This is a genomic window from Alteromonas sp. CyTr2 (assembly GCF_947311905.1).
GTDB lineage: Bacteria > Pseudomonadota > Gammaproteobacteria > Enterobacterales > Alteromonadaceae > Alteromonas > Alteromonas macleodii.
The window spans coordinates 90,204-111,486 of the sequence record NZ_CAMZMZ010000010.1; the positions used below are offsets into that span (position 1 = coordinate 90,204).

Genomic DNA, 21,283 nt, shown 5'->3' on the forward strand with positions numbered 1-21,283 from the left:
AATTACCTATAAACCAAACTTTCACTTAATGTTTCAAAGTTAAGGGGGCATTAGCCCCCTTTTATTTTATTAGGTGAAAAAGAACGAAAAAGCAGGCATTATTGATGCCAATGTAAGCAAATCGAAACACACAACATTTAATATTATGACGAGAAAGTCGACAGTAGCTGAAACCTTTTTAAAATACCGCTCAAAGCTAATGCGTGCGGTAGGTTCTATTGTTGGCGCCGACGACATTGAAGACATCGTGCAAGAAGCTTTTATTAAAAGCTACGAAGCAGAGTTAAAACAAGAAATACAGTATGAGCGTACCTATATGCTCAAGACAGCGCGTAATCTAGCGCTGAACCATGTTGCGAAAGCTGAAAACAAAAATAAGCAGCAGCTCGATGACATGGATATTTTGCCTTATGAACTTGTAGGGCACAGTTTAGAAAAAAATGTAGAAAGCAAAGAGCGTTTTATTCATTTTTGCCGAGCGACAGATACATTGTCTGCTGATGTAAAACGCGTATTTTTGCTGAAAAAAGTATATGGCATGCGACAAAAAGAGATTGCAGAGCTTGTGGGGCTAAGCGAAAGCACCGTTGAGAAGCATGTCGCCAAAGGTTTAATGATGTGCTCTAGGTACTTAGCCGAGCTGTCAAAGGACAGTGCATCCCCCCGTGCCACTGCTAACGCGACTCAGGACATAAGCCGTAGTTAACATGAATAATATTCGCCAGTTTTCAAGCAAAGAAGATATCCAAGAGCAAGCATGCTTATGGATAAGCCGTCTCGATCGCGGCTTAAACAGTGACGAAAAGACGGAGCTAGATGCTTGGTTGTCGGAAAGTAATGCGCATCGTCAAGCTTTGCTCGACGCCGCTAGCTTGTGGGACGACATGTCGGTATTAAATGAATTGAGCGGTTTATTCCCGCAGCCTACCTCACGTCAGTCGTCGAAAAAACGCAATATGCCTAAAACAGCGGTTTGGGGCATTGCGGCCACATTTTTAGTGATGGCAATTGCTGTTGGGGTAGTGGTTCAGCGCACGTGGCTAAATAGCACCCCTGAATTCGCAGCGGTAACACAAAAGGTACAAACCGGTGTTGGCGAACAGAAAAACGTGACGCTAGCCGATGGCTCTAAACTTCATCTAAATACAAACTCTGTCGTTACCGTAGATTTCTCATCAACGGCGCGCAATATCGTTTTATTGAAAGGGGAGGCACACTTTGAAGTGGCTCACGACACGTCTCGCCCTTTCTCTGTGACCGCAGGCAACAACACCGTTACCGCTGTTGGAACTGCCTTTAATATGCAATATGTGGATGATAATGCGTTTGAGTTAGTGGTTACCGACGGAAAGGTATTGGTGAAAGACCGCTTTAAGGCTTCATCCTCAAATGAATCGCTCTTCACTAAACGTCCTGTTGCTGAAGAAGGGCTTCTTATGTTCGCGGGTGAAAAAGCCACTGTACAAGGTAAAGTGGAAGCCCGTGAAAGCATGTCTCAAAATGACATTGATGACGATTTAGCGTGGCAACAAGGTATGATTGTATTTAAAGGTGAACCGCTAGAGGCCGTATTAGCTGAGATTGGCCGCTATACACCCGTTCGCTTTAACATTTCGGACGAAAGTCTGCGCAAGCGACGTGTAGCGGGCTACTTTAAGGTAGGCGATATAGACGGTTTGTTGTCTGCACTTAAGAGCAGCTTTAACATCAACTACGAGAAAGTCACAGAAACAAGTATTGAGCTTAAGCTAGCGAAAAGTTAAATATTTCTGAAAGATAGGTGCTTTCTACTATTCGTAGTTGGCATCAATTTCTTTAATGTGACAATATAATTAAAATAATAAGCACATCGATTTTATATCTTGCAATACAGCAATTTTGCGATAAGCAGGCAAACCAAAAAGGCAATAGAAAAGCTGCATGCCCTCGCGTGTTCGGCCCAATGCCTTTCGCAAAAAAGAATGTGCAAATTCTCCCGTATTTTGTCCCTCTCGGCACTACACATAGCGTCCGGCTTTTTTCTTTTCATAGCACCAGCGCCAACGCTTCATGCACAAACAGACAGCCCTTCGCAATCACCCGACCAAACCGAACCAAAATTGGGTGCTTACAGCTTTTCAATACCCGCACAAAATGCTAATGAAGCGCTAACCGAACTAGCTAAACAGGCAAATACCACATTGCTTTTTCCTTTTGATTTAGCAAAAAAAGTGAAAACAAACGCATTGGAAGGTACGTTCACACTGAATGAAGCGCTGGCACAGCTTCTTGAAGGAACAGAATTGGCGGTAGTGACTGATGAAAGCGGTGCGGTAAGTATTCGTTCTCGTTCATCGTTAGTGGCGAAGGAAACACAGACACAAGATACCGAAAAGAAAACAGATGAGGGAGGCAATGGACTTGAAAAAATTGCGGTCGTCGGTACTCGTAACTCGCCTCGAAGTGCTGTTGACTCACCAGTTCCTTTGGATGTGATTGGTTCTGAAACCCTTAACTCACAGGGAAATTCAGACGTGCTTTCTATGTTAAGCGTGATGGTTCCTTCGTTAAACGTAAACGATCAGCCCATCAATGATGCCAGTAGCCTGGTAAGGCCGGCGAACCTTAGAGGCATGTCCTCGGATCACACGCTTTTGCTGCTTAACGGAAAGCGACGCCATCGCTCTGCGGTAATCACGTTTTTAGGCGGAGGTTTATCTGACGGTGCACAAGGGCCTGATATATCGGTTATTCCTGCCTATGCGTTAAAGCAAGTCGAAGTATTGCGAGATGGTGCAGCAGCCCAGTATGGCTCAGACGCCATTGCAGGCGTGATTAACTTCGTACTTAAGGATGCTCGTGAAGGAGGGCATGTTGCGCTGAAAGTGGGCGGATACAGTGAAGGTGACGGCGAACTGTTTCAAGTGCAGTTGAATAAGGGCTTTGCTATTGGAGAAGACGGCTTTTTAAATGCAACGGCAGAGTATCGTCAGCAAAATGGCACGTCGCGCTCTGTACAGCGTATTGATGCGCAGAACTTGATTGACCAAGGGAATGTGTTCATCGCGTCACCGTCCCAAGTATGGGGAGCGCTTGATGTTAACGAAGATATTAAACTTGCGCTAAATGCGGGCGCAGACATTTCGTCTAAATCACAATTTTACAGCTTTGCCACTGCAGCAAGAAGAGAAATAAACGGTGGTTTTTACTTTCGAAATCCGCAAACCCGAGAAGGGGTGTTCAGCCGTACCGACCCAAATACAGCGGAAAGTCGTCTGATTGTAGCCGATCTCGATGGATTGGAAAGTGGAATTGCTTGCCCTTCTATAACCTTGTCCAGCAATAGTGTATTGCTGGACCCCACGTATCAACTTATTGCAGATAACACAACGGCGCTTGGTGCCAACTGTTTTGCTTTCAACGAGTGGTTCCCTGGCGGTTTCACACCAAAATTTGGGGGGACGATAACGGACGCTTCTGTTGCGATGGGCGTTAAACATGAGTTACCTAATGGCTGGGCGATGGATGCCAGTGCGACATTGGGCTACAGTGACATTGAGTACACCATCTCAAATACAGTTAATCCATCGTTAGGGCCACAAACGCCAACGTCGTTTTCGCCCGGTGGTGTGTCGCAAGTAGAGCGAACGCTTAACTTAGATTTTAACAAACTCATTCAAACTATTTTCGACGATCCGGTTAGCATTGCCGTGGGCTTAGAATGGCGTAAAGAAACCTATTTTCAAAAGTCCGGCGATGAAGCGTCATATATTGCAGGCCCTTTCGCTCTAGAGCCGCCACTTGGGTTGAACCAAGGCTTTTCCATCGGTTCCAACGGTTTTCCGGGGTATCAGCCTCAAAGTGCTGGGCACTGGAGCAGAAGCAATTGGGCTGTGTACGCTGATTTGGAATTTTATGTTACCGAAGCATGGCAGTTTGGCGTGGCCACACGTGTAGAGCATTTCAGTGATTTCGGCTCGACATTTGATGGCAAATTGAGTACTCGCTATAAATTAAATGATATTTTTGCATTACGCGGATCTGTAAACACCGGTTTTAAGGCGCCAACAGTGGGGCAGAGTAATGTTATCAACGTAACTACCGCCTACGGTGTTAACGGTTTGGAAGACCAAGCAACGCTGCCTCCAACTGATCTTATCTCACTGCAACTAGGCGCAACTCCGCTTACGCCTGAAGAATCGGTGAACTTTAGCCTTGGGCTTGTTATGCAGGCAAGCGAGAACTTTTTTGCAACGCTCGACTATTTCAATATTCGCCTTTCTGATCGCATTAGTACGACATCTGCAATTCCGTTGACCGACGACGACATTAGTGCGCTGATTGCCCAAGGGCGTCCAGATGCGGCGAAATATAATGCTGCAAAGTATTTTACTAATGACTTTGACACAAAAACTCAGGGTGTTGATTTAGTTGTGAACTACAATTTTGCGCTAGCTGATTGGTCAAATTCTTTACTTCTTGCCTTCAACTGGACAGACACACAAGTAGAGCGGGTTACACTTTATCCTGCGCAAGTGGGGGACGAAATACGGCTTCTACCTAATCTAACACAGGCAAGAATTCGTATGCTGGAAGATAACTTGCCTGCTCATCGAGGCAGTATCACGCTCGAGCAATCGAAAGGAAATTGGGCATTTACTTGGCGACTTAACTATTACGGTGAGTTTTATGAAGACCATCTTGATGCGTCCGCAGGCATGGACATATACGGCAATGCGTTAACCACATTCGATGCCCAAGTTGCATGGAAAGTACTGCCTCAAACACAAGTTACCCTCGGCGCCCAAAATCTGTTTGATTCGCTGCCTAATGAAAATCCTTTTCAAGGTGAAGTTGGCGCACTCTACCCACCTACATCGCCTAGCGGTATCAATGGAGCTTTCTATTATGCAGGCATTGAGTACACCTTTAACTAGGGCATGCTTCAGCAAAGCTACGTAGTTAAATGGCGCGCTGCACTCATTGAAAGTAAGGAAATGAGCCTAGCTCTGAGTTTGAAAGGACAACAACCTATCGTTTTAGGTGACGATGTGAATGTTACTTAGGTAATTAAACTAGAATATGACTTAGGTCACTTAAAGGAATAATCGTGATAATAAATATGGTGTTTTAAGTCTAGCCAAGGATGCTAAGAGCGATGACGTTGCGTGTTAAGAATACGCGGGTTGGCTAATTGCCTAGCCAACGTCTTTGAATAGGGACTCATCGACGATAGTTTGGTCAATGATCTGTTGAGCCATGTTGATGCACTTACCGCATTGTGAGCCAAGCTCTAAATGTTGACGTAACTCTCGCATATTTCCCACACCGTTTTCTTCAACCGCTGCGCGAATGCTTTTATCAGTTACCCCATAGCACATGCAAACAAACATTAAACGTACTCCAAATGAATCTGTAAATGATAATAATTGTTATTCTTTGCTTTAGCAAGTGGATAATGACAAATTTAATACAAGGTAATTGAAGAAAGACTGAACAGTGTGGGGGGATGTTAAGCGGTTATTGGTATGATCAGTAAAAAAACTCGTTGTTTAATATTGTTATTTCCATATTCGTACCTATTTTCTTTGAAAGAAATTTCTTATCAAAGTGGTTACGCAACGTAATCACTTCTATTATTACAATCCAAATATAAATGGAGAGACTCATGAGTGTATTAGTTGGCCGTCCAGCACCTGACTTTACTGCAGCAGCGGTACTTGGTAGTGGTGAAATTGTTGACACTTTCACACTAAGTGAAGCAATCAAGGGCAAGAAAGCTGTTGTATTCTTCTACCCACTAGATTTTACGTTTGTTTGCCCGTCAGAGCTTATCGCCTTTGACAAGCGTTTCGACGAGTTCAAAAAGCGTGGTGTTGAAGTGATCGGTGTTTCAATCGACTCTCAGTTCTCACACAATGCGTGGAGAAACACTCCGGTAAATCAAGGTGGTATTGGTCCGGTTAAGTACACCCTTGTTGCTGACGTTAAGCACGACATCTGCCAGGCATACGATGTTGAGCACCCAGAAGATGGCGTTGCGTTCCGTGGTTCATTCCTAATCGACGAAGAAGGTATGGTACGTCATCAGGTAATCAATGACCTTCCACTTGGCCGTAACGTTGATGAAATGCTACGCATGGTTGATGCACTAGCATTCCACCAAGAGCATGGTGAAGTTTGCCCAGCGGGTTGGACTGAAGGTAAAGCTGGTATGGATGCGTCGCCTGAAGGTGTTGCTAAGTACCTATCTGAAGAAGCAGACAAGCTATAAGCTAAACTGTTTAAAGATTATAAAAAAACAGCGCCTTTTGGCGCTGTTTTTGTTTATATCAGTTTGAATAAAACTACTCTTTATTTTCTACAGGCCATCCGCCTAGCGCTTTATAGCGATTTACCATATAGCAAAATAGCTCGGTGGTCTTTTGGGCGTCATACAGCGCACTGTGCGCTTCACTTTGGTCAAATGCGATCCCCGCTGCACGGCATGCTTTTACCAAAACCGTTTGGCCTAAGGCCAATCCAGCAAGGCTGGTGGTGTCAAATGAAACAAACGGATGGAACGGCGTGCGTTTTATATTGCAGCGTTCTATCGCGGCATTGACGAAACTCTGATCGAACGTTGCATTGTGAGCAACAATAACTGAACGTTGGCAGTCTGCATTTTTTTGCGCCTTGCGGATGCCTTTACATAAGTCCTTCATGGCTTCGCTTTCTTCAATAGCCCCTCGCAATGCACAACTAGGATCGATGCCATTAAATTCTAAGGCTGCTGGCTCTAGGTTAGCGCCCTCAAAGGGGTCAATGTGATAATGAAAAGTTTGATCAGGATGAAGTATACCGTTTTCATCCATTTTCACCGTTACCGCGGCTAATTCTAACAGGGCGTCAGTGCCTGCATTAAATCCGGCTGTTTCAACGTCGATAACAACGGGAAAGTAACCTCGAAAGCGCTGGGAGAGAAGGGGCGGGTTGGCAGACATAAACACTCTTGTAAGACTCGATTGCGTTAATTGGTTGGTGACTAAAATGCGTACCAACCTGCGAAGCATATTGCGTAAAAGAATTATCGCAAGGATACTCTCGAGTTGCCAGTTGCAATTTATAAACTGTTAAATCAGGGGGCTAGCAAAAGTACAAAACGCGAATGGTATTAAACGCTAAACTTTTCTACAATTTGGACGATAATCAAATTAAGCGTGAAAAAATCATTAGGCACATTTCTTCTTTTTGTGTGAGCTAATTTGATTCATTATGTTCGGTAATTTGTGCACGAAGTGTTGTCTTTTACCTGTGTTAGTCTGATTTTCGTTATGGTGTCGAAATGGTGTCGAAATTAAAATACATCGCTTTATTGGGGATGCTGGGGTCATTGTCTTCCCACGCTGCCATGCGGCAATATTCTGCAACCATAGAAAGCTCCAACTGGCGAATAGACAAAGACACGCGACTTCAGTGTACCTTGAACCACGAGCTACCCGGTTATGGCGAAGCCATGTTCACGAGCTCAGCGTCGAAGCAGCTTAATATGGAATTCGAACTGGACATGTATTTGCTGCCAAGCAAATTTGATATGGCCGCTGTTTATTCTGTACCACCTAAATGGATGCCAGGCGTTGCGCCTAAAACCATTGCCGACATGTCTATTCGTAAACAGTACAATGGCGACCTTCCGCAGGATGCGGCTTGGACTATGTTGTCTGAATTAGAAAAAGGCTTTTGGCCCACAATCTATTACCAAGACTGGTATAACAAATACGACCAAGTGAGTGTGGCATTAAACGCTAGCAACTTCTCTGGTGTGTATCGTGAATTTGTGAAGTGTGTATCGAACTTATTGCCCTTCGGTTTTGATGACATTGCCTACACGGTATTGTCGTATCAAAACAACAGTACAGAGCTAACCAAATATTCGCAGAAGCGCTTAACCATGATAGGTGAATACTTAAAAGAAGACAGCGAGCTTGAGCTTGTGCTTCTTGATGGTTACACCGATAGCTACGGCGGTCGCTATAATAATGAACAGTTGTCTATTCGACGTGCTAACGAAGTAAAAAGCTATTTGACTACGCTAGGTGTACCTGAAGATCGAATTCAGTTGACAGGCCACGGTGAGAAACGCCATATTGCGCCAAACGATACGCGAGAAAGCCGCGCCCAAAACAGACGCGTGGTGGTGCGACTTTCAAAATCCTAGGCGCTAATTATCGCGCCTACACTCGCTTTAAAATGCGTTAGTTTAATTTTTCTCGCCACCTTAATACCGGTACTAAATGATCGGTGAAAACACCGTCAGCACCTACAACCTTGTCTAAAACTTCCAAGACTTGTTCTGAACTCATACCTGCTGGTAGTGCATCATGTCGGTAGGTGTAGGGGTGGATTGTCAGGTTATTTTCGTGGGCGTAGGCAATCCATGCCACGGCTTCTATTTTTCCTTGAGTCATCGCTTCATTATCGAGTAAATGGCCTAACCAAGGGCCTATGCCATCGGTATACAACGCAACCTGCTGCATGCCTTCCTGAGTGCGCAGCCAGTTATAATCTGTGTCGCTTTCGCCCCAGTCGTTTTCGCCAATCAGCATCACAACTTTGCCTTTATAGCCCAGGGTTTCACGAATGCGTTTAACTTCGTTAAAATCGAAGCATTGCAGGTAGCTATTACCGCTCTCTCCACCAAACCCGTAAGCATTTAAAGCATCTACAACGATTTTACTGGCATCAACGCCTTCTTTAATGTGAAAGGCAGGGGACTTTACTTCAGGATAAACCCCTACAGACGTTCCAAATTGGCGATTTAGCTCGCTGATTAGCTCAAAGTGTTCATTTAACGTGGCAACTTTAAAATTAGCATGCGTGCCGCGGTACCTATCTTTAAAAACTTGCTTCCCGTCACTGTTAGCGCGCTCGTGTACCTGCAGTTGTCGCAGTTCTTCAAGAGTAAAATCACGCGCGTAATAGCGTCCGTCATCGCGGTGGCGTGCAGGAAACACATCTTCTACATTGGTGACCGTTTCTAAGTGGATGTCGTGTAGCACAACGGGTATGTCGTCTTTGGTGATAACAACATCTTGCTCAATAAAATCAGGGCCCAGAGAAAAGGCGAGGGTAGCAGCTTCGAGGGTATGCTCAGGTAAATAGCCCGACGCGCCGCGATGGGCTATCACGGTAAAGTGCGTTTCAACATTTTCTTTTGTGTCAGCGTGTGTTTGCGCACTCTCGTTATTTGCAGCCATGGCCGAAAACGCACTGCCAGCAGCAACTGCACCGGTAAAAGCGATAAACAACGCTGGCAGAATAGCGGCCAGTTTTGCTTTTGGCTGACTGCGCAAGCCTATATTGTGCGCTGCTCGAGGCTTCCGACATATCGCTGTTCTAGCTTGGCTTTTGTTTTTATCATCTTGCGAAAATAATAAGCGGTTACGTAGCATGTCGTGTCACTCCATGTGGTTTTTCATCGTTTTTTTCCAGTGCCGCACGTTTTTAAATTGATAGTTTGGCGACTTAAGCGTTCAAATCGCTTTGACTACGCTGGCTGCTTCTTCAGTTCTTGTTTTTGAGCCATTTCATAGCGAAATGGATTTATTTTGTATGAGTTCTATTGCATACCCATCGGGGTCGCGAACAAAAGCAATAACTGTGGAACCGCCTTTTACTGGCCCCGGTTTACGATATACATCAGCGCCGTTTGTTTCTAAGTTTTCACAAAACTGATAGATATCATCGACCTCAATCGCAATATGACCATACGCGTTACCTTTATCGTAGGTGTTGTCGCCCCAGTTATAGGTAAGCTCTAAAACGGTACTCTCGGTTTCATCGCCATATCCCACGAAAGCTAGCGTGTATTCATACTCTTTGTTTTCAGACTGGCGAAGAAGGCGCATGCCCATGAGTGAGGTATAAAAGTGAAGAGAGGCCTCTAAGTTTTCAACTCGAAGCATGGTGTGAAGCATTCGCATAAGAGATTCCTATTTTGAGCCATCGGAATTACTCGATGGCACACTGCACTGTGATTGCGTGTTGGCTGTTACTTTTTGTACACATAAATACGATGAGTACTTTATTTGAGTAAACGCAAACAACACGCTTTTATGTTAATCAGGAAATGTTAACGCTTTAAGACAATATTACAATTCTAGTTAACCGTACTATACCTGCGGTAACACGCCGCGATTACGAACATTTTAAGTCTCGCTGAGTGGGTAATTATCTATGCGGACTGGTATTAATAGCCCCATAGGCCGATATTATCAATTTTAAGACGGCGAGGTTGGCTCAATAGGTAAACCACCATGTTGCCTAAGTCTTCATTTTGAATTAGGCCATCGTCCACTTTCTCTGTTTCTGCTTTCTGCGACTGTATCAGTGCAGGGTTTAGGGAATGGACGTGAATACCGTAGGGGCGAACCTCTTCTTGCAACGCTTTTCCAAGCCCCACCATCGCAAATTTTGATGCACAGTAAACGCCTGCATTGGCATAGCCGTTCAATGCCGCCTGAGAAGCGATATTGATAATGTAGCCTTCCTTGTTGTTAATCATGTGAGGCACGACCTCTTTACACATGAGAAAGGTCCCTTTTACGTTAGTATCCATTACTTCGTCCCACGCTTTCTCTGAGGTTTCCCAAATAAGGGTCTCCTTACCAAAGCCACTGTTATTAATTAGGACGTGTAGCTCGCCAAATGTATCTTTGACCTTTCTAACAAAACTGGCAACATCAGCGCTTTTCGATACATCACAAACTTGGCCAATGATATTACCTGGGAATAAGGCGTCGAACTGCTCTACAGTCTGCTTAACCGCAGTTTCAGTGCGCCCACAAATGGCCACGTTCATTCCTGCTTCTAGTAGAAATCGAGCGAGAGTTTTACCTAGTCCTTTTCCGCCTCCAGTAACAATGGCTGTTTTACCTGCTAACGCATACGTGTCTGTCATAATTTAAACCTATAGCAAAAAAGCAAGGTTAACCTAGCTTTCAACTGCCTTGAACAAACATACGTATTCAGCTTTCTAAAAAACATTTTTGTAAAAAAGTTGTGTTTTGGTTAAAAAATAAACGGAAAACTAGTAGACATTGCTCGCAATAACCTGTACCTTTCGCATCGCTCTAGATATGTTATTTGCTTTACCTAATACTGCGCTGTACCTCTTTTTTAAATCCTTCAAATTGAAGTTTTATATAGATATACAACTGCTTTACTAGCTTGGAGATGTCTATAGCTATTCGGTGGTTTGCCACCATCACATCAATTTTTTTTAAAAGGTTTTTATTATGTCTAATTCTGTAAACGGTACAGTTAAGTGGTTCAACGAAGAAAAAGGTTTTGGTTTCATCACTCCTGAAGCTGGCGGCAAAGACGTATTCGTACATTTCCGTTCAATTGCTTCTGACGGTTTCAAAACGTTGAAAGAAGGCCAAGAAGTTAGCTTCGAAGTTGAACAAGGCCAAAAAGGTCCACAAGCTGCTAACGTAGTAGTTCGATAAGACCTCTATGCTTATCTAAGGTCATTTCTCTTTTCTGAAGTGACCTCAAAAAAGTGGGCTCTTTCTGAAACGCTATGTTCACGCTAGAGCCTAATTATCGTTTTTCGATTTCTTTACCCAACCTGCGAGGAATTCAAAACAAACAACATTAATAAAGAAGTATTTACTATGCAATTTCAAGATTCTATCTCTACCTTTAATAGCGCCATGTCAGGTGCGTTAATCTCAAATATCTCCATAAATAAAACAACCGTTGCTTTTAAACATGCGAATACGTATCGGCATGTAGAGCTGCCATCAAGGCAAGAGGCGAAGCGATTTGTTGCCCAGCTTATTCAAGCGCAATAAAACGTAAGCATTTCGGACTAGCAGAGGCGAGGGTAAGCAGAGTACTGGTAAGCAATGGCCAGCACGAGATGCACTGACCAATGTTTGATGATTACTAACGTGAAACTACTGTTTAGCTTTTAAGTCAACGTCCGAATCGGCTAACAAGTATATACTTGCTGCGTAGGCTGCAATGTTTTGCGCAAGCTCATCGGGGTCAATTTTATCTAAGGTATCATCTGGCGTATGGTGAAGATCAAAGTAATCTCTACCGTTTTGATTTAACCTAATCGTTGGTACGCCTTTCGCTGCTAGCGGAATGATGTCAGGGCCGCCGCCAGCAATGTCTGAACCGCCACGCACTATACCTAGCGGTGATAAAATCTTCGCGATTTCATCGACTAGCACAGTCGCTTCGGGATTCACATTTGACACTACTTGCCAGATAGTTTGCGCACCAAAGTCAGACTCTGTGGCCAGAACGTGATTTTCAAGGTTCTTTTCGTGTTGTTTAGCGTAAGCAAAGGCACCTAATAAGCCCACTTCCTCAGCGCCAAACATGACCACACGAATGGTGCGTTTGGGGCGCTCTGGTAAAGAAGCAATTAACGCAGCAGCTGCCGTGGTAATAGCAACGCCTGCGCCGTCATCAACTGCACCCGTTCCTAAATCCCAGCTGTCTAGGTGGCCGCCAATAAGGATAATTTCTTCGGGCTTCTCACTGCCCACTAAATCCAGTATTACGTTGCCGCTGTTTACTTCGCCTTTCCATTTCGATTCAGAGTGAAGCGACAATGACAGCGGTTTACCTAAGTTATGTAAACGTCGTAAATGGTCTGCGTCAGGGTTTGAGATAGCGACTACGGGGATATCTGCCCAATTATCGCCGTCTGAGCTCATCATGCCTGAGTGAGGAAAACGATGAGAGTCAGATCCTACTGAGCGCACGACCAGCGCTTCAGCGCCGCCGCGTTGAGCATGTTGCCAACCAATTCGGCGACGTTGGTTCGCTTGACCATAGCCTGCACCTGTTTGGCTTTTTACCATGGCGTCGCCGTCTACAAATGCAATTTTGCCTTTAAGGGCACCATCTTTAACTGCGGTTAGCGCGTGAATATCTCTGAAATAAACGATGTCTGCATTGATCTCGCTTTCAGAAGGCGCTGCGCCGCCAAGGGCTGTGCCGTAAAGCGGTTGGGCATAAGGCGCCGTGAGTGAAATGTGTAGGTGGCCTCTATCCCAAAATGGCATAGTGAATTCTTCTATGCTGACTTTATCAAAACCTAGACGCTCTCCTACCACCACGCCCCAATCTCTAGCTCGCTTTTCTGCTTCAGAGCCGCCCAGGCGAGGGCCAATCTCAGTGGTTAGTGATTCAACAATGCTATAGCCTAAATCACTTTTCAGGGCTTTTTGAATTAATGCTTCCGCATTTTTCTTTTGCTCGTCAGTAATGGGGGAAGTTTCTGCAAAAACACCAAAACTGCATGCACTTACTAATGCACCAAACGCTAGCCTTCTAGCGATAGTATTCAATCGAGACATGTGTTCTCCATGGATTTATTTTTATATTTCTTTTTTTATTTGCGCGAGCAAAACTCTAACCCATCCATCATAGCCAATTTGGTAGTCCCTTTCGAGGCAAACCACAAGCGTAAGTCGTGTGTTAGTCGCAAAATTTCTTTTAAGAGAAAATAAATGGAGAATAAAAAAGGAGCCTAAGGCTCCTCTCTGAAAGTTTCTATTTACGCTTCTTCTTAAGCGCCAATTTTTGTTTCTTCTCTTGTTCTTTCAGCACTTCGTTAATAAAACTCTTTCTGCCGAACTCACGTGTGATAACACACTTGTTTAAGTCGAAACCGCGGGCAGGGCAGTATTCTCTGCCATATAGAATGATTTGCAGATGCAAATCGTTCCACCTTTCTTTTGGAAACAAGCGTTTTGCGTCACGCTCTGTCTGCTCAACACTCTTTCCGTTCGACAAACCCCAGCGATACATTAATCGGTGGATATGAGTATCTACGGGAAAAGCAGGAATGCCAAAGCCTTGAGACATAACCACAGCGGCAGTCTTGTGACCCACTGCGGGCATGGCTTCCAGCGCTTCAAAGTTTGCAGGCACTTCACCGTTGTGCTGCTTGATGATCATGTCAGACAAATGCCAAATGCCCTTGGACTTCATGGGAGATAAACCACAAGGACGGATAATGTCTTGAATTTCTTCAATACTCATCAATACCATGTCGTAAGGATTATCTGCCCGAGCAAAGAGCTTCGGAGTAATTTGGTTAACGCGCTCGTCTGTACATTGTGCCGATAGGAGAACCGCAATGAGTAACGTATATGGGTCTTTATGATCTAAAAAGATAGGAATTTCCGGATAAAGGTCATCCAGTATTCGCATGATTTCTTTTACTTTTTCCTGCTTAGAAAGCGGCTTGGCCGGCTTAACTACATCATTCATTTCTAAATACTTTTTTGTTTTTGATTTTTAGCGTTTAGCTTTCAGCTGTAACGCGTACCCGTTCAGCCTTCACTGCAGGCGATGTTTGCTTAGCGGCTAACTTTGCATCAATACTGTTTTTGATAGCAATGAGAAGACCCATACCTAAAAAGGCACCAGGCGGCAGTATCGCAAGCAAAAACGGATTTTCAGTGTTGAAAAGCGTTATGGTCCAGTTCTCAGCAATTGAGCCAAACAGTCTGTCTGCACCTGCTAGCAATGTACCTGCACCCAATATCTCACGCATACCACCTAAAATGACCAGCACTGCGGTAAAACCCAGACCCATCATGAATCCGTCGTAGGCAGAGGCGAGCGGCCCGTTTTTCGACGCAAAGGCTTCTGCGCGGCCTATGATGGCGCAGTTAGTTACAATCAGCGGAATGAAAATACCTAGCGCTAGGTAAAGGTCATAGGTGTATGCATTCATTAATAGCTGAACAATGGTAACGAACGCAGCAATGATCATAACAAAAACGGGAATGCGGATTTCGTTTCTTACCACATTACGAACGAGTGAAACGGTAACGTTACTGCCAATGAGTACTAACATGGTAGCAATGCCTAACCCGAGACCATTGATAAACGTCGCGGTAACGGCCAATAGCGGGCACAAACCTAACAGTTGTACCAGCGCAGGATTGTTCTTCCAAAGCCCTTGTAAAGACAGGTCGCGAAAATCAGTCACGTTATAGCTCCTCTACACTATGAGGTTGAGCCTCATTCACGTTAATCGCATCAATTGTTTCAACGGAATCTGTAATTGCGCAGGTGTTAGGGGCGTTGAAAAGTGCAGATTGGTTGGCCTGTGCATAAAGCAAGGCTTCGCGTACTGCTCTTACTACTGCTCTCGGCGTGATGGTAGCGCCAGTGAACTGATCGAACTCACCACCGTCCTTTTTGACCTGCCAAGGCGCCAAATTGTCGGGTGAAAAGGGCTTGTCACTGAACGTCGTTATCCAGTTGCTAACGGCAAGCTCTATTTTATCGCCAAGCCCAGGGGTTTCTTTGTGTTCGATAACGCGCACGCCAAGCACCCTCATACTGATTCTATTAGTGTTGGGCGCAGAAATATCGGACGCATTCTCGTCTTGCTCTGATGGGCTCTGAGGTGTTGAATCAAGCTCGGCCAACTCCGAGAGCGCTAACGCGGTGATATTGAGATTTTCGCTCTCATCGTCGAGCGAGTCAGTACTCGAGCTGCCTTGTGTGTTTCCACCAACGTGTGCATCCACTTTTACACCAACTACGATATCGATATCTCCACTGTATCCGTCTGGAGCAGTGGCTTCTAATACTAATGCGCTAGGTTGGCCATTTAACGTCGCACGATATATTTTGCGGGCTTTTTTGTTGCCAAGTTCAGGTGCATTGACCTCTGTGCAGTTGGCGTAAAGGGCATTGTCGTGGAATTCGCTAGGCACGACTTCATTAAGTACGCTTAGCAGTTTTTGCTGCTTTTGTTGCTCAATTTTATCTTGGGTGCCAAAAAAAGTGAGTGCTATTAATGCTGTGGTAACAACGGCAAACGCACCTAACATAAGGCCGTTTTTGGCCAGGCTTTCTTTCATCATTAGTGTTTACCTCGACCTTTTACGTTTTTGCCGTATACGCGAGGACGGGTATAGTAATCAATTAAAGGCACCGCCATGTTCATAATAATAACCGCAAACGCTACAGCATCAGGGTAACCACCAAAAGTACGGATTATTACCACCCAAAAGCCAATTGCTGCACCAAATATAATGCGGCCTCTTGGTGTTGTTGACGCTGAAACCGGGTCGGTGGCGATAAAGAAGGCGCCTACCATTACTGCACCGTTAAACAGGTGAAATAGCGGTGAAGCGTAGTAATCGGCGTTTGCTAAATGAAGCAGCGATGCACAAACAAACACGCTTAGCAGCATACCTCCCGGGATATGCCAGCTGATAACGCGGGTCTTCCAAAGGTAGAGGCCACCAAGTAAATACGCAAGACTCACCATTCCCCACCCAGCACCAGCAGCTTCGAATACCCCGCCATCGAAGATTGGCTTCGCTAATGATTCTGAGTATGTTACGCCTTGCGTTAGGTCGGTTTTCAATGTGTCTAACGGTGTAGCCATGGTTACACCATCGGCAATGGTTTTGAGTTGAGTGACATCGTATCCGCTAGTAGTAAAACCAGTAAATATGAGTGATACCGAATCAAAGAAACTTGGCGTAATGCCAGCGTGAGTCGCAGGAGGCAGCCATAGGCTCATAGCCGCAGGGAATGAAATAAGCAGCACCACATACGCTATCATGGCAGGGTTGAAAATATTAAAGCCAAGCCCGCCGTAAACCTGTTTAGCCACCGCAATAGCGAAGAAAACACCCGTTACCGTCATCCACCAAGGTAGGGTAGGAGGAATACTAATTGCGATGAGTAAGCCGGTTAATACTGCGCTGTAATCTGTTAATGTGCGCTCGATGGGGCGATTTCTTAAAAATAAAATCACGCCTTCAATGACCAGTGCACTCACTACTGCAATGATGGCTTGAATGAGCATTCCCCAGCCAAAAAAGAAGGATTGTGCAATCATGCCAGGGAGCATGGCATAAATAACCATACGCATGACTTGGCCAGTATCGCGTTTAACCCGTTGGTGTGGTGAACTCGATAAACTTAACTTCATTATGATTCTTTCTCTTGTTCAGCTGCTGCTTTTTTTGCTTTAGCCTTTGCTACTGCAGCTGCAATGCGCGCTTTTTTTTCATCTTGTGCCGTCGGTTGAGAAGGCGCTTGCGTGCTTGTTGCTTGACCTACACGGCTAGACGATTCGCTCTGCTCATGTGCTTTACTACTTTCCTGTTCAGCAGTATTTGATGAGGTCGCTAAATTGCCATTACTGTCTTGAGCAAGTTTCTTTGCTTTGGCCTTTGCCACTGCGGCAGCAATGCGCGCCTTTTTCTCGTCAGCTTCATTTGTCGAGGCAGCGTGGTTAGCATCAGTTTGCTCGCTTCCTTGATGTTCTTCCTGCTTAGCCGCTTTTTTGGCTTTCGCTTTCGCCACTGCAGCAGCAATGCGCGCTTTTTTTTCATCCGCTTCGCTCAAGTTGTTAGCAGGATCTGATGCGCTATCACTCTGAGCACTACTGTTTTGATCGCTGACGCTTTGAAAACTGGCTTCTTCTGGCGAGTTAACGTCTTGATTCTCAATACCAGCCTCGCCATCAGGGCCAGATGCTTGCGTTTTTTGCGAAGCGGCCTTTTTAGCTTTCGCTTTCGCTACCGCCGCTGCGATCCTAGCCTGCTTTTCATCTAGCTGTTCATTGGAGTGACTGTCTGTTTGCTCATCTAATTGAGTTGGCGCACCTTGCTCTAAAACTGACTTATCAGGCTGCCCGTTTTCGCTATTTTTAGAAGCTTTTTGCGCTTTAGCTTTAGCGATTGCCGCGGCAATACGCGCTTTTTTCTGCGCTTCAGCGTTTAGCTCTGAATTAGCTTCAGTATCGGAAAGTTCAGTATGCTTTTCGCCTTGAGAGCCCGCAGGTTCTTCTGCTGAAGACGCTTCAGACTGACTGGCTTGCGCGGCCTTTTTTGCTTTTGCTCTAGCGATAGCGGCAGCAACTTTAGCTTTTTTCTCATCTTCTGGTGATGATGACTGGTTACTTGGCCGTTCTGTGGTTGATGGTTCGACAGCACTTTCATCTTGCGTTTCGTTTTGAGCTTGTGCGGCTTTTTTCGCTTTTGCTCTGGCGATTGCTGCAGCAACCTTTGCCTTTTTATCATCTTCTGGCGATGACGCCTGTTCACCTTGCTTATCCGCGCTTTCAAGTTGAGCTTCATTCTGGGCTTGTGCAGCTTTTTTCGCCTTAGCTCTGGCAATAGCTGCTGCTACCTGTGCTTTTTTATCGTCTGCCGCAGTGCTTGGTTCGTTGGTATTTGTTGTATTACTTTCATCCTTTGCGTTGGCCTGCATAGCCGCTTTCTTTGCTTTCGCACGCGCAAGCGCCGCCGCTACTTTGTCCTTGGCCTCAGTTGCGCCAGCATCAACAGCGCTATTCGCATTATCGGCTACTGCACTTTCTTCTTTGGCTTTGTTGGCGGCTAATCGTGCTTCTTTTGCTTTTCTATGTTTTTCTTCGCGCTCAAGTTTTTCGCGCTCTAAACGTTCTTTACGTGCTTCAAAACGCTGTTTAGCTTTCTCGGCCTTGTTCTTTTCATCACGCTGAATGCGTATTTCGGATTTAGCCTGGCGGTAGTAATGCACCAGTGGGATTTCACTGGGGCAAACGTAAGCACATGCGCCGCACTCTATACAGTCGAAAAGGTCGTATTCTTCGGCTTTATCGTATTCTTTTGCTTTGGCGTGCCAAAACATTTGTTGGGGGAGCAACGACGCAGGGCATGCGTCGGCGCATGCGCTACAGCGAATACAGGGGCGCTCTGCATTGTCGTCTACCAGCTCTTTTTTTGCAGGAACCAGCAAACAGTTTGTGGTTTTAACCACGGGGATCGTAGCGTCTGATAAGGTAAAGCCCATCATAGGCCCGCCCATAATCACTTTAGGTGCTTTCTGTTTTTTCGGGTTGTAGTTTGCTTCATCCAATAGATGAGAGACGGGCGTACCCAACAACGCTCTAAAATTGCTTGGTGATTCAACGGCTTCACCGGTTACGGTAACAATGCGTTCTATGAGTGGCTTTCCATGTAATATGGCATCTGCAATAGCGTAGCAGGTACCCACGTTGAACATCATCACGCCTACGTCGGCAGGCAATCCATTTCTTGGAACTTCTCGGCCAGTTAGAACCTGAATCAGCTGTTTTTCGCCGCCGGCAGGGTATTTAGTTTCAACGCTAACAACGCGGTAATCTTTCTTATCCTGACAGGCAATATTGAGTGCCTCGAAAGCTTCGGGCTTGTTGTCTTCAACCGCAACTACTATGGCTTTCGGCCCAATAAGGTGAGTAAGAATATCTAGACCCTGGCGTATTTGCCAGGCGTGCTCACGCATCAATCGATCATCGGAAGTAATGTAAGGCTCGCACTCAATCCCATTTAAAATAAGAAACTCAACAGGTTTAGACGTTGAGGTTTTTATATGGGTAGGGAAGCCGGCACCACCCATTCCTGAAATTCCTGCTTGGCAAATAGCTTCTATAAGCTTGTTCTTATCTATGTCGCTATAATTTGCTATTGGAGATAGGTCGCACCATGTGTCTTTACCGTCAGGACGTATCGAAATACACATTTCTGTTAGGCCGCTAGGGTGCGCTACAACATGCGGAGCAATCGCAACAACCTCGCCCGAGGTTGGCGCATGAACTGGCACAGAAAAAGGCGATGAGCTTTGCGAAAGAATTTGGCCTTTCAATACGGTATCGCCAACTTCTACGCAGCAGATACCGTCTGAGCCAATGTGCTGCCTTAAAGGAACAATCAATAATTCAGGTAACGACGGTTTCTTTATTACTGATGTATTAGATAGAGATTTCTTATCGTCGGGATGTACGCCACCTGGAAATGAGTACATCTTTCCCGCTTCAAGGGTTTCTATAATTGAATCAAAACTTGGGTACATCACAATTACGACACCATTTTGATGGGGATATCACCTTTAGGCGATGATTCAAAATCCCACTTCCATGTAGAAGTTGTTTGAGCAATTGGCACCATGTCGATACAGTCGACAGGGCAGGGATCTACACATAGGTCACACCCTGTACATTCATCAGTAATAACCGTGTGCATGTGTTTGGCGGCACCTAAAATGGCGTCGACAGGGCAGGCCTGAATACATTTGGTACAGCCGATACATTCGTCTTCGCGTATAAACGCGACTTTTTTAACGTCTTCTTCGCCATGAGCTGCATCAAGGGGTTTAGGTTCAACTCCCATCAAGTCTGCGAGCTTTTTAATCGTTGCCTCGCCACCAGGTGGGCACTTATTAATATCATCACCTTCAGCAATTGCCTCAGCATAAGGCTTGCAGCCCGGATATCCGCATTGGCCACACTGAGTTTGTGGTAGTACGGCATCTATTTGCTCAACAAGCGGGTCGCCCTCAACTTTAAAGCGGATGCTCGCGTAGCCCAGAACTAAGCCAAAAATAAGCGCAAGGACGCCAATGGCAACAACGGCGAATATAATAGCGGTAGATATCGTCATTACACTTTCACCAGTCCACTAAAGCCCATAAATGCTAGGGACATAAGACCCGCGGTTATCATAGCGATTGAGGCACCTTTAAAAGATACAGGTACATCAGCAGCAGCTAAACGCTCACGCATGGCCGCAAATAACACCAGTACAAGAGAGAACCCCACAGCAGCGCCGAAACCATAAATAAGACTCTGCATGAAATTATGCTGTTCGGTAAGGTTTAATAGCGCTACACCAAGCACGGCACAGTTGGTTGTGATAAGAGGAAGGAATATACCTAATAATCTATATAAGGTAGGGCTGGTTTTGTGCACGACCATTTCTGTGAACTGAACCACCACCGCGATAACAAGAATAAAGGCAAGCGTTCTAAGGTAACCGATGCCCAATGGTGCAAGTAAATAGGTTTCCACTAGGTAGCTCGACGCAGAGGCAAGGGTGAGAACAAATGTTGTGGCCATAGACATGCCCATGGCAGTTTCAAGTTTGCCAGACACACCCATAAACGGGCATAAGCCGAGAAACTTAACCAACACAAAATTGTTAACCAGTACTGTACCAATCAATAGCAGTAAAAATTCAGTCATGAATAACGCAATTCCTTCGAGGAATTTTGACGGACAATGCCCGCGAATTAAAAAGAAAAACAGATTAGGTCTATTATCCCTTTTTAGAACGGGTTTAACAACTTGATTGAATTAGGGTTATTTAATGTCTAAACGCGTTGTTTTAGGAATTAAAATAGAATGAAGTGGGTGAGGCGATTAAGAGCCAACTAAGTGGCTCCCCCTCCCCGACTCGAACGGGGGACCTGCGGATTAACAGTCCGTCGCTCTAACCAACTGAGCTAAGGGGGA

Annotated in this window: 20 protein-coding genes and 1 tRNA gene; 7 read left to right on the forward strand and 14 right to left on the reverse strand. The window is 45.3% G+C overall.

The window, feature by feature from the left end:
- The first annotated feature begins 73 nt into the window (after positions 1-73).
- The 3 genes from QME20_RS08025 (at position 74) to QME20_RS08035 (ending at position 4,916) form a co-directional block, all read left to right on the forward strand.
- The gene (locus QME20_RS08025) at positions 74-706 is read left to right on the forward strand and encodes an RNA polymerase sigma factor (protein ID WP_014948766.1); all 633 of its coding nucleotides are present in this window, start codon (positions 74-76) and stop codon (positions 704-706) included.
- Position 707: 1 nt separating this feature from the next.
- On the forward strand, positions 708-1,763 hold the full coding sequence (locus tag QME20_RS08030; protein ID WP_014948767.1) for a FecR domain-containing protein: 1,056 nt from the start codon (positions 708-710) through the stop codon (positions 1,761-1,763).
- A gap of 219 nt (positions 1,764-1,982) precedes the next feature.
- Positions 1,983-4,916 (forward strand): TonB-dependent receptor, encoded by a 2,934-nt coding sequence (locus QME20_RS08035; RefSeq protein ID WP_281715746.1) that lies wholly within the window; start codon positions 1,983-1,985, stop codon positions 4,914-4,916.
- Between the two features lie 261 nt (positions 4,917-5,177).
- On the opposite strand, the gene QME20_RS08040 is transcribed toward QME20_RS08035, so the two are convergent.
- On the reverse strand, positions 5,178-5,372 hold the full coding sequence (locus tag QME20_RS08040) for a bacterioferritin-associated ferredoxin (RefSeq protein WP_014948769.1): 195 nt from the start codon (positions 5,370-5,372) through the stop codon (positions 5,178-5,180).
- A gap of 275 nt (positions 5,373-5,647) precedes the next feature.
- Between QME20_RS08040 and QME20_RS08045 the strand changes: the two genes are divergently transcribed.
- Entirely contained in the window at positions 5,648-6,253 is a 606-nt protein-coding gene (locus tag QME20_RS08045) for a peroxiredoxin C (protein WP_014948770.1), read from the forward strand.
- 73 nt (positions 6,254-6,326) lie between these two features.
- Here QME20_RS08045 and rnt read toward each other — a convergent pair whose 3' ends face one another.
- Positions 6,327-6,962 carry a ribonuclease T gene (rnt, locus tag QME20_RS08050; RefSeq protein ID WP_061485153.1) on the reverse strand — a complete coding sequence of 212 codons (636 nt, stop codon included), beginning with the start codon at positions 6,960-6,962 and terminating at the stop codon, positions 6,327-6,329.
- 341 nt (positions 6,963-7,303) lie between these two features.
- Here rnt and QME20_RS08055 point away from each other — a divergent pair, with 341 nt between their 5' ends.
- Positions 7,304-8,176 (forward strand): OmpA family protein, encoded by an 873-nt coding sequence (locus QME20_RS08055; RefSeq protein WP_014975986.1) that lies wholly within the window; start codon positions 7,304-7,306, stop codon positions 8,174-8,176.
- A 37-nt stretch (positions 8,177-8,213) separates the two neighbouring features.
- Here the strand turns inward: QME20_RS08055 and glpQ are convergent, their stop codons facing one another.
- From glpQ to QME20_RS08070, 3 genes are all read right to left on the reverse strand, one after another.
- Positions 8,214-9,410 (reverse strand): glycerophosphodiester phosphodiesterase, encoded by a 1,197-nt coding sequence (gene glpQ / locus QME20_RS08060; RefSeq protein ID WP_281715743.1) that lies wholly within the window; start codon positions 9,408-9,410, stop codon positions 8,214-8,216.
- A 135-nt stretch (positions 9,411-9,545) separates the two neighbouring features.
- The gene (gloA, locus tag QME20_RS08065; protein ID WP_014948774.1) at positions 9,546-9,941 is read right to left on the reverse strand and encodes a lactoylglutathione lyase; all 396 of its coding nucleotides are present in this window, start codon (positions 9,939-9,941) and stop codon (positions 9,546-9,548) included.
- A gap of 266 nt (positions 9,942-10,207) precedes the next feature.
- Positions 10,208-10,918: an SDR family oxidoreductase gene (locus QME20_RS08070; protein ID WP_239218422.1), complete on the reverse strand. Its 711-nt coding sequence runs from the start codon at positions 10,916-10,918 to the stop codon at positions 10,208-10,210.
- Positions 10,919-11,255: 337 nt separating this feature from the next.
- Here QME20_RS08070 and QME20_RS08075 point away from each other — a divergent pair, with 337 nt between their 5' ends.
- Together QME20_RS08075 and QME20_RS08080 are read left to right on the forward strand one after the other, a co-directional pair.
- Positions 11,256-11,468: a cold-shock protein gene (locus QME20_RS08075; RefSeq protein WP_014948776.1), complete on the forward strand. Its 213-nt coding sequence runs from the start codon at positions 11,256-11,258 to the stop codon at positions 11,466-11,468.
- Positions 11,469-11,636: 168 nt separating this feature from the next.
- Entirely contained in the window at positions 11,637-11,816 is a 180-nt protein-coding gene (locus tag QME20_RS08080) for a hypothetical protein (RefSeq protein ID WP_039233139.1), read from the forward strand.
- 105 nt (positions 11,817-11,921) lie between these two features.
- On the opposite strand, the gene QME20_RS08085 is transcribed toward QME20_RS08080, so the two are convergent.
- From QME20_RS08085 to QME20_RS08125, 9 genes are all read right to left on the reverse strand, one after another.
- Complete coding sequence (locus QME20_RS08085; protein WP_014948778.1) at positions 11,922-13,340, reverse strand: M20/M25/M40 family metallo-hydrolase; 1,419 nt, start codon at positions 13,338-13,340, stop codon at positions 11,922-11,924.
- A 196-nt stretch (positions 13,341-13,536) separates the two neighbouring features.
- Positions 13,537-14,259 (reverse strand): endonuclease III, encoded by a 723-nt coding sequence (gene nth, locus QME20_RS08090; RefSeq protein WP_014975990.1) that lies wholly within the window; start codon positions 14,257-14,259, stop codon positions 13,537-13,539.
- Between the two features lie 34 nt (positions 14,260-14,293).
- Positions 14,294-14,986, reverse strand: a complete 693-nt coding sequence (locus tag QME20_RS08095; RefSeq protein ID WP_281715744.1) for an electron transport complex subunit E — start codon at positions 14,984-14,986, stop codon at positions 14,294-14,296.
- 1 nt (position 14,987) lies between these two features.
- Positions 14,988-15,872: an RnfABCDGE type electron transport complex subunit G gene (locus QME20_RS08100; protein ID WP_281715745.1), complete on the reverse strand. Its 885-nt coding sequence runs from the start codon at positions 15,870-15,872 to the stop codon at positions 14,988-14,990.
- Positions 15,872-16,954 (reverse strand): electron transport complex subunit RsxD, encoded by a 1,083-nt coding sequence (gene rsxD, locus QME20_RS08105; protein ID WP_061485157.1) that lies wholly within the window; start codon positions 16,952-16,954, stop codon positions 15,872-15,874. Before rsxD ends, QME20_RS08100 begins: the two co-directional genes overlap by 1 nt.
- Positions 16,954-19,845, reverse strand: coding sequence for an electron transport complex subunit RsxC (gene rsxC / locus QME20_RS08110; RefSeq protein WP_281715747.1), 2,892 nt, complete (start codon positions 19,843-19,845; stop codon positions 16,954-16,956). The genes rsxD and rsxC overlap by 1 nt, the downstream gene beginning before the upstream one ends.
- A gap of 5 nt (positions 19,846-19,850) precedes the next feature.
- The gene (gene rsxB, locus QME20_RS08115; protein ID WP_014975992.1) at positions 19,851-20,432 is read right to left on the reverse strand and encodes an electron transport complex subunit RsxB; all 582 of its coding nucleotides are present in this window, start codon (positions 20,430-20,432) and stop codon (positions 19,851-19,853) included.
- A complete protein-coding gene (gene rsxA / locus QME20_RS08120; protein WP_014975993.1) occupies positions 20,432-21,013 on the reverse strand; it encodes an electron transport complex subunit RsxA in 582 nt (193 codons plus the stop codon). The genes rsxB and rsxA overlap by 1 nt, the downstream gene beginning before the upstream one ends.
- Positions 21,014-21,206: 193 nt before the next feature.
- Positions 21,207-21,283, reverse strand: a tRNA-Asn gene (locus tag QME20_RS08125).

Coding starts and splice junctions, on each gene's coding strand:
- QME20_RS08030 (WP_014948767.1), top strand. CDS start 708: ATGAATAATATTCGCCAGTTTTCAAGCAAAGAAGATATCCAAGAGCAA.
- QME20_RS08040 (WP_014948769.1), bottom strand. CDS start 5,372: ATGTTTGTTTGCATGTGCTATGGGGTAACTGATAAAAGCATTCGCGCA.
- QME20_RS08045 (WP_014948770.1), top strand. CDS start 5,648: ATGAGTGTATTAGTTGGCCGTCCAGCACCTGACTTTACTGCAGCAGCG.
- rnt (WP_061485153.1), bottom strand. CDS start 6,962: ATGTCTGCCAACCCGCCCCTTCTCTCCCAGCGCTTTCGAGGTTACTTT.
- QME20_RS08055 (WP_014975986.1), top strand. CDS start 7,304: ATGGTGTCGAAATTAAAATACATCGCTTTATTGGGGATGCTGGGGTCA.
- glpQ (WP_281715743.1), bottom strand. CDS start 9,410: ATGCTACGTAACCGCTTATTATTTTCGCAAGATGATAAAAACAAAAGC.
- gloA (WP_014948774.1), bottom strand. CDS start 9,941: ATGCGAATGCTTCACACCATGCTTCGAGTTGAAAACTTAGAGGCCTCT.
- QME20_RS08070 (WP_239218422.1), bottom strand. CDS start 10,918: ATGACAGACACGTATGCGTTAGCAGGTAAAACAGCCATTGTTACTGGA.
- QME20_RS08075 (WP_014948776.1), top strand. CDS start 11,256: ATGTCTAATTCTGTAAACGGTACAGTTAAGTGGTTCAACGAAGAAAAA.
- QME20_RS08080 (WP_039233139.1), top strand. CDS start 11,637: ATGCAATTTCAAGATTCTATCTCTACCTTTAATAGCGCCATGTCAGGT.
- QME20_RS08085 (WP_014948778.1), bottom strand. CDS start 13,340: ATGTCTCGATTGAATACTATCGCTAGAAGGCTAGCGTTTGGTGCATTA.
- nth (WP_014975990.1), bottom strand. CDS start 14,259: ATGAATGATGTAGTTAAGCCGGCCAAGCCGCTTTCTAAGCAGGAAAAA.
- QME20_RS08100 (WP_281715745.1), bottom strand. CDS start 15,872: ATGATGAAAGAAAGCCTGGCCAAAAACGGCCTTATGTTAGGTGCGTTT.
- rsxD (WP_061485157.1), bottom strand. CDS start 16,954: ATGAAGTTAAGTTTATCGAGTTCACCACACCAACGGGTTAAACGCGAT.
- rsxC (WP_281715747.1), bottom strand. CDS start 19,845: ATGTACCCAAGTTTTGATTCAATTATAGAAACCCTTGAAGCGGGAAAG.
- rsxB (WP_014975992.1), bottom strand. CDS start 20,432: ATGACGATATCTACCGCTATTATATTCGCCGTTGTTGCCATTGGCGTC.
- rsxA (WP_014975993.1), bottom strand. CDS start 21,013: ATGACTGAATTTTTACTGCTATTGATTGGTACAGTACTGGTTAACAAT.